Source organism: Acinetobacter sp. RIT698, assembly GCF_009668065.1.
In the GTDB taxonomy this organism is placed as follows: Bacteria; Pseudomonadota; Gammaproteobacteria; order Pseudomonadales; family Moraxellaceae; genus Acinetobacter; species Acinetobacter guillouiae.
Genome location: NZ_WJYH01000090.1, coordinates 1 through 7,134, shown reverse-complemented (window position 1 = coordinate 7,134; position 7,134 = coordinate 1). Strand labels below are relative to the sequence as shown.

At 31.1% G+C, this 7,134-nt stretch carries 3 protein-coding genes; all 3 read right to left on the bottom strand.

The genetic code is table 11. The features are described from left to right. Positions 1-797, bottom strand: a 797-nt coding sequence (locus GJV03_RS20835; protein ID WP_154131033.1) for a hypothetical protein, incomplete at its 3' end; no start/stop codon positions are given. 65 nt (positions 798-862) lie between these two features. Continuing rightward, positions 863-6,022, bottom strand: coding sequence for an ATP-binding protein (locus GJV03_RS20825; RefSeq protein WP_252720757.1), 5,160 nt, complete (start codon positions 6,020-6,022; stop codon positions 863-865). Beyond that, positions 6,009-7,031, bottom strand: a complete 1,023-nt coding sequence (locus tag GJV03_RS20820) for an MBL fold metallo-hydrolase (RefSeq protein WP_154131032.1) — start codon at positions 7,029-7,031, stop codon at positions 6,009-6,011. Before GJV03_RS20820 ends, GJV03_RS20825 begins: the two co-directional genes overlap by 14 nt. Between the last annotated feature and the right edge of the window lie 103 nt (positions 7,032-7,134).

Genomic DNA, 7,134 nt, shown 5'->3' with positions numbered 1-7,134 from the left:
AATTTTGGTAAATTTGGGTCATTAGGAGCTAAAGGTTGACCAAAACTATGTTTTGCTGCTTTGTTATTGGAGAATGATTTTAATAACCATTCTTGGTTCTTTTGTAATAAAAGCCTTAGTTCATCTAGCTCTATATCTTCTGTTATACTAAAAACATGACATTCAAAAAAATTATTGATGAAATCGAAGCCTAGTTTTTCAAGATTCTCTGCACCAAAATCATTATGGCTTTCATTATGAATAATTAGTGCTTTTGCAATTTGTTGAGAATTATCTTGATGATAAGTGAAAACGACCGAACCAGATATTCCTTTAAAATTCTTTTTTTTCTCCACTAAATTGGGAATTGGACTTGAATGGCGATAGTGAATCATAGGTCCGAAAAGTTTAGGTTTATCTAGATCCAAATTAATCCAATCTTTATCCTTTTCGTTGAATCCTCTTGCAATATATGAGTCGGTATAAATTTTTTCATTAATGATTAATTTATCAGCAGCCCTTTCATTAACCTCAATAATCGTAAGATCTTTATTTTTATCATAAAATATTTTACTAATACTTAGTTTTTCTTGACTCCCTTCCTGTAATAAATGGATATTTTCCATAGTAAATTCTTTGGGGCAAGTTCTACAACAGCCATCTTCTTTATTTTTGTAGGGGCCGCAATTATCCTTTTGGTCACAAATACTATGCTTAGATGTTATGACAAATGATTTTGTCTCATCATGTGATAAAAAAAGATACCCCGTAGATTCCGAGTTTAGGGTTTCAACTTTGATTAAACTCTCATGATTCATAGTATATTCAACTAGATAAATGTTTGATAAAAATTGCCAGCTCTATAGAGTTATGAATTTATAACTCAGGAGCTTTTTACTGTTTGAAAAAATTTGCTTTGCTGAAGTGCTGCACTAGTTCTATCACCATGATCACCCAACCAATCAATAATTTTTAAGAATTTTTGTCGTAACTCTATTGGCATAGATTTTTCCTTATCTATAAAAATTTGGATACAGCCAGATATCCTTTGATATACGTGCTCGTCCCAATTTAATACTTCACCTGATGAAATTAATTCTAAAATTTGATCCGCGTATAGATATGATGGATAATTTTGGATTGATTTTTCACACAACTTCAAGAATAAATGAATAATATATTCAGTCCAACCTGCCGCTCGTACATATTTATTCACTAGAGGTAAAATTATCTTAATTTCAGACCAATCACCATTCACAAACCTGCTAGCTAAAGGTGCATTTTGATCTAATGATACAAACATCAGCGATTTTGCAATCTTAGGTAAATCAGAACCTAAAATTTCTCCAGCTCTATAACCTTTTTTATCAAAACACGATGCTTTAAAAAAACGATCCAAACATAAATCTAAAACATCTAACGCATTGTCAGGAATGTTCTGTGCATCATAAATATAACGACAAATATAATTTTCAATGAACGGATAAAGTAACTCCCAACAAGCATCTGTTTTAAGCTTGAGAATTGGCATAAGCAAATGAGATTTGATTTCTTCTGTAGGAAATATTCCAACAACCCTAGCTAAGGCACTAGATAAGCTATGATTCCATTCATAAATAATATCTTTATCATCAAACCTCTGGCTCTCTTCGAGCCAGGAAGGTTCTTGTTTTTCTATAGTCCATTCTAAGCAACTTTTTAAAAAATCGAGAATATAGGTTTGAGAAGTATCATGAAGTAATTTCTCAGGCAGTAAATGAATAACTTTTTCTGAGAACTGATAATCCCATTGAGTATTTGATTTTACCCACTTTGAATAATTTTTATAAAGACCTAATCTAGGCTTATAGCCCACTCTTTGCTTATTTATTATGTCAGTACTTCTTTTATCTCTTTTCTTTTGAATCGTTTCTTCATCTAGTTCTACCCAAGGAGCATCAGGTATTGGTAATGCACACCACTCATCTTCAGATTTAAAATAGCTGTTTAGATGTTCATATACCTGTTTTAACTCTTGTTGTGCTTCTGGATATTTATCTGATCGATAGATTCGATATTTTAAATGATTTTTACATAGAGCAAATGCAAAATAAATTGCAGACCAAGTCAGTTTAGGATGTTTATCAAATAATTTAAGACATTCTTTTAGTGCCACTAATGAAATTTCGTAAGATGGACTCTCTATAATATTGATTAGATTTTTAAACGTTGAATCATCCATACTGTCATGAATAATTTCACTCGATAAAGCCTGTGCAAGAAATTTCTTCGGATGAAAAGTTAAGCAAGCTTGTGGACACCCTACTTCATAAGAACTATATGGTAATCGGACTGCTTGGTTTAAAATATCACGAGCCCATTCTAGATCACTTTCTTTAAGATCTGTTCTAAATACTAAGATCATGGTAGCTAATGCACTAGAAGCGTTTTGTTTCATTCTTCTGGTTACATATGAGTCATCATCTATCTCACAAGAATCAAGAAATAAGCTATCTTCTTCTACAGTTTTTAAGAATTCAATAACTGATTCTATAGTGTAGTTATTTTGAATTATATTAGCTTCTAATGATTTCTCAGCCCAATATGTAATGTTGGAACATATTGAAAATTCATTTAGTTGTTTATGTTCTTCCGATTCAGCTTGCTTTTTATGCTTAGGATGTTCAAAGAAGAAATTAATTTGATTCTCATCAATTTCTTGGTAAAAGTAATTCTTAGTATTGGCATATTCAGCGTAAAAATCAGCCCGCTCTTTTAAAAAATTGATAATAGAGTGATCTGCCTTTTCATGCTCAAAATTAAAAGGAAGATCGGCTTTAAGATTAGATAATTTATCTTTAGTTAAGTCACTAAATTCAGGATTTATAAAGTAATCTAGTAATAATAACTCTAATTTTGATTTGTAATCTTCTTTATTGTAGTGATGAATTACAGTTTCAATATTTTGTTTGAATCGATAATTATCTAATTCTAATATTTTTAAATTAGTAACAAATGGAAATATAGAGTTAGAAATAACTTGCTTGTTTAGAGCTAAAACACTTACTACACCAAGAATTGCTACTGATTCATGCCCTGATGTGATTTTTTGAATGAGTTCATCAAAATCTCTACCCTTTCCAAGCTGATCAAAACCCCATTTTTCTAATGCCATATAGGCCGATGAAATCGCATTATTTATCCAAACAGGTTTTTTCCAGATATATTGCTTTTCATTTCCCCAAAATTCTTGCGCTCCCCAAGGAAATTCAATGATAGTTGGTAGTGGTACTTGTTCAGAAATTTCACATAATTGTTTCCACGCTTGAATAGCATGGTTAGATAGGTCACATATGAGCTGTAATCCATTATCTTCCGAATACTTCAATAATGAAGAAAATGGTTCTTTTAAAGGTGAGCTAGGATAAAAGTGTCTAGATTCATATTTAATTGATAAATTTTCCCAATCCTTACTCTGAATTTGTTGATATGGTGCTTGATGAAAAAATAAGGCACGACGATCAATCCTTAATTGTTCTTCTTCTGATCTTTCTTCTTCAGGTTTAGCCAGTAACTCTTGATAATATTGCTTTGTTCTTTGATAGCTCCTTTCCTCACGTTCTATACGTGCTTTAGGCAGTTCATCTAATAAAAATTTTAGCGTTAAATCAGCAAGTAATTTTGGATGATGTTGTGAAATAAGGGGTGAAGCACCTACTATATGTGCATAAATATCTCTAGATACTTCATTTTCCAAGAGTAGAAAGTTTAAATATCTTTCCATGTAGGATGGATTTGATTGTATTGAAACTAAAATTAAATTAATTAGCCTAGACTTAAAATCTTTTAAGTTAACTATTTGTCCCCAAGTGCTAGATCTCTCTTTTTTAGAAATTTCTAAAAGCCAGTGAATTGATACCTCCAAAAGCATTTCAGACATTTGATTTGAAGGTATATGAATACCTACATACTGCCAAACCTCAAAAACTCTTAATATTTGCGGATATAATTGATGTGGAGTACTTGGTATTGATGTCAAAACATATTCTAAAAGTGTCCGCCATAAGAATGCATCAGATGGCCAAGGGTGTTGAATAGCAAATTGTAATTTATCAGGCTGTTCCAAGAATATTGGATTTGCCTTGGTTTTCTCTGCTTGAAACCATGTTAATAACTTATTAAAAAGATCGAAATCCTTTTCGTATAAAACTTGTGTATATCCTCTACTCAACTCAATGAATTTTGGGTGTCCGATTGGTCCAATCAGCCATGCTCTTAACCATTGTGATCTGAGTTCTTTAAATTTTGGGTTTTCTAAATGATTCACCCACTGATCATCAATAAATTCTCGTTGTGCAAGCAATTCTACAACCCTACTTATATAAGGAGGTTCCCCAAAGGTTTCTATTTTATTCAACCAGTTTAGTTCTTCTTCTAAAAGAAGATAAAATAATGACCACTCATAAAATATGTCATGTGTAAAATCAACAGTAGAACTTTTAGAATTTACATGAACTATCCCGTCTACTACCAAGCTATCTAAAGCGTCGATAGGTTGAATCTCTCTACGCTTGACACTACTGCTAAGGTTTAGAGATTTAAGTTCAGAAAGTCTTTTTAAAAAATCTTGTCGATTGTAAATAGATTGACCAGTTTCATTAAATCCGCCTCGTTTCCACCATGCATCAATTAGTTCTAATTCTGACTCTGGTTCAAAACCATTGGCTTTTAAGTTGGTTAAAACTTTAGCAAAAAACGGACGTCTAATGATCTCTTTGACTTTACTATTACTGAATAATAACTGCTGAATACTTGGAATTTTTTGAGCTAATGCGCAACACTCATCATCATTTAAAAGTTCTATGTTGATAGTTTGGATATTAGTATTCTTTAAAAGAGTACCGATCCATATTTTTAATGTTTCAAGTCCAGTATCTCTTAAAGTTGTAACAATTTTCCAATTGGTTAAATCGGGATTGTTAAAAATTGTACGAATTAAATCTTCAATAATGGGTTTGCTGTTTTCACTAACTCTGTCTATACCATCAATAAAGACAATAGGAGTTCCCCCAACAACTTCCAAACTTATTAGCCAGTCTGAAATTGAAAAACTTGGTAGTCCAACTCTAGATAGATATTCTAACCAATTATTACTTCCCGTAAGTTGATCTGATTTAATGAATAAAAATGGTAAATCATTAGCTTTTGACTCAGCGATTTGTCTTAGAAGAACTGATTTACCTGTACCAGATAAACCTGTAATTTGGATAAATCTGCCTGAGTTTAATTTTTCTTCAAATTCATTATGTAATGCAGGTCTAGTTAATTCAAAATCCTCAATTGTTTTAAGCACCTGGTCCAAGCTCTGTTGACTAATTTCTTTGATCATCTGTACTTCTGGAATATAAAGCCTTTGATCAAATACTTTACATTCAAAAAATTTATTAATTTCACTGAAATTTAAAGTATCAAGACTTTCAGCTCCAAAGTCATTATGGTTTTCATTGTGAATGATCAGTGCTTTGGCTGTCGGGTACTTTTCATGATGTGTAAAAATTACAGAACCTGATATTCCATGAAAATTTCTCTTTTTTTCTATTAGATTTGGGGTTGGATCTGAATGTAAGTTGTAATAAATAAGTGTATCAATGACTCTAGGTGCATCAAATACTAAGTTGGTTATTCCAGATTCTAAGCTATTAAAACCAGAAGCTACATAGAGGTCGCTACAGCTTTTTTCGTTAATTACTAGTTTATTGGTAGCAGTTTCAGTGACATGTACAATTACTAAATCTTTTGCTTTTTCATAATAAATTTTTTCTATATGAAGAGCTGATGTATCACCGTTATTAAATAATTGAATATCTGTTGTATCAAATTCTTTAGGACAGACTCTACAACATCCATCCGTATTACTTAGATATAAGTCACAACTATTCCTTTGGTCACAGATGCTATGTTTTGATGTAATAACAAATGACTTCTCATCATCAAATGACTTGAAAAAATATCCACTGGAGTTATCTGTCAGTGTGTGAACTTGTATTAGGTTATTTGTATTCATAGCTAAGTGTGTTCACTCCATTAGAAGGATAGTTTTCATTAATATCAAAACCTAGACTTTTACACTCTTCAATTTTTGCTAATAGATTAGAGCTATTTGAGCTTAAATGAATAGTTGGATTGTTATCGAAACTTAGAATTCTAGCTAAGGTAATGTTATTAGGATGCTTATTCTTTGTTTCATTATCAGCACATAAGATATATTCAGTTTTTCCAATAAGCTCTAGTAAATTGATACTTGTATTATGTTCACTACCATGATGTGAAATCTTTACCACATCAAATTGATGTTTTAAAAAACCTGCGATATTTAAACCTTCTATAACATCTTCAGCATGAGCATCCCCTAGAAAAAGCCCCGAGAAGTTTTCATATTCAATGACCAATCCAATACTTGATTTATTAGTAATAGATATATCTTTTATAAAAGTATCTTGACCAGATTGTATTTTTTGTAAAACTTCCGCAAGTTTTATTTCTTCAGTTTTCGAACTTGAAATTTGTTTTTGCCTTTTCTTTTTTTCTTCTCTTTCTTTTTTAGCATCAGCATCCTTTAACATTCGCTCTAGGATTTCAGCTGTTGGTGTTATTGCGGTTAACTTAATATCTTTGAATATTAACGGAGTAGAATTTCTTGTCAAACATTGAATTTGAATTCCACGTTCTTCCAGTAATTTTTGTCTAAGAAGATTATCTTGGTTATATGAAATTTGTTTCTGTGAGCTTTTTATAATGTCAGGAATATCTTGGAGACTATTAAAAATAATAGTGTTAATTTTGATAGAAGTATCGAGCAAAAATTCAAATCCACCGATGTGGTCATCATCATTATGAGTGACTATCGCTATATCAATAACACTATTTTCACCTAAAATCTTTTCTATATTAGCTAGTACATCTCTACGAGCTTTGAATGATTTTGGACCACAATCGATCAGAATTTTTGAATGATCGAAATCAAGAAGAAGACAATCTCCATGAGTCGCATCTATTACATGAATTTTTAACATTTAATACTTATGTAAAATGATGATTTATAAGTATTTTATCTATTTATATTAAAAATGGAATCATTTTTTAAAGCAAGTTCATGAAGTTATTTTCAATACATTT

Coding starts and splice junctions, on each gene's coding strand:
- GJV03_RS20825 (WP_252720757.1), bottom strand. CDS start 6,022: ATGAATACAAATAACCTAATACAAGTTCACACACTGACAGATAACTCC.
- GJV03_RS20820 (WP_154131032.1), bottom strand. CDS start 7,031: ATGTTAAAAATTCATGTAATAGATGCGACTCATGGAGATTGTCTTCTT.